Genomic DNA, 1,611 nt, shown 5'->3' on the forward strand with positions numbered 1-1,611 from the left:
GACGCCGGTGCTGAAGCGGCGTGGATCGGTGAATCCGTTCGCTTGTTGATGGCACGACGCGCACGATGTCGTGTCGTTGGTGCTTAGCCGCTTGTCATAGAACAGCACGCGCCCGAGCGTGGCGACACGGTCGGTGATCGCATTGCCGGCGGGCGTATTGTCGTCAGCCGCGACGGTCGCGTCGTAATAGGCCGGAAGCGCCGGGCTGGCATAATTGGCGAGAGCCGCGAGATTGAGCGTGGTAAAATCGGCGACCCCGGCGGGTGTGGCGGAGGTTGGGGTCGGCGTTGGCGTCGGCGTCGGGGCGGGCGTCGGGGCGGGCGCTGCCGCGACGACGGCGGCGGTTGTGGTGCTGGTCGCGCCACCGCTGCATCCGGCCAGCGCGACGAGCGGCAGCATCATAACGCAGGCGTGAAGGACGGCTTTCACACTTTTCTCCCGGGCAGTGTTCGAATTGCGACCGAAACGGTTCCCGTTCATTCTAGCGGGCAATGATGGAGGGAGTGTGAGGCGGGCTAGCTGCGCGCAAAGGGACGACGATGCTGACCGGGCCGATTCATCCACGTTTGTGCCGGGCGCTCCACGAGATGGTAAAGCGCGACCGAGCTGCCCAGGACGAGCGCGAGATACAGCGTCACCAGGATCGGCGGAATCGCGTGCGCGTCATCGACGAACGCCAGTTTGAACACCACGAACAGCAGGAAATGGCCGAGATAGGTCGCGTAGCTGATCTCGCCGAGATAGTGGATCATGCGGGCTTCGAGCGGATTGCCGCGCCATCCCGAGGTCAGCGCGAGCGCGAGCAGGAGCGCGGCAAAGGCGGCGGGGATGGTCAGCGTCTCGGGAGCACCCGCCGCGCGGGCCGCCAGCAGTGTCGCGGCGACGACCAATGCGGCGGCGACCGCGCGGGCAGGGGCATCGCGCCATCTCAGCCAAAGTGCGCAGACCGCTGAACCGACCGCGAATTCGATCACGCAGCGGCGCAGCCCGAAGGTCCAGATGTCGGTGCCGAGCGTCGGCGCGTCCGCCATCAGCGCGTGGAGCAAGACCAGCGCCGCCGCAATCGCGCCGATCACCGCCCAACTCGGCACGCGCCGCCAGTCGATCCCGAATGCGAGCAGCGGAAACAGCAGATACGCCGCCCATTCGGTGCTGATCGACCAGCTCGGGTCGTTCCAGGCGAGGTGATCGGTGAAACCCCAATTTTGCAGCAGCAGGATGTGGAGCGGCAGCTCGGCAAAGGGATAATCGACCGGATCGTGTCGTCCGAGCGCGGCGAGCAAGAGCGCGAGTAGGGCGGCACACCCGAGCATGAACATGTGGAGCGGCCAGATCCGCGCGATCCTGCGCCACAGGAAGCCCGGCACGGCATTGAGCCCGCCGTCGCGCAGCCGTTCACCCCAGTTCAGCCAGATGACAAAACCTGACAGCAGGAAGAAAAAATCGACCGCCAAATAGCCCTTCGCGAAGACACTGACCCAGACCGGCGGCAACCCCGCGATCGACAGGCGGATATGGTACAAAACGACGAACCACGCCGCGATCCCGCGCATCCCGGTCAACGCGCGCAGTTCGTGGCGCTGCTTGAGCCCCTCTCCTTTAGGGGAGGGG

Annotated in this window: 2 protein-coding genes; both read right to left on the reverse strand. The window is 65.9% G+C overall.

Annotated elements, in window-relative coordinates; genetic code table 11:
* On the reverse strand, positions 1 to 429 hold a 429-nt coding region (locus ABWP09_RS12490; protein WP_353205457.1), incomplete at its 3' end, for a cytochrome-c peroxidase.
* Between the two features lie 86 nt (positions 430 to 515).
* Positions 516 to 1,553, reverse strand: coding sequence for an acyltransferase family protein (locus tag ABWP09_RS12495; RefSeq protein WP_502959798.1), 1,038 nt, complete (start codon positions 1,551 to 1,553; stop codon positions 516 to 518).
* Positions 1,554 to 1,611 lie beyond the last annotated feature (58 nt).

The organism is Sphingomonas sp., from assembly GCF_040398505.1.
GTDB lineage: Bacteria > Pseudomonadota > Alphaproteobacteria > Sphingomonadales > Sphingomonadaceae > Sphingomonas.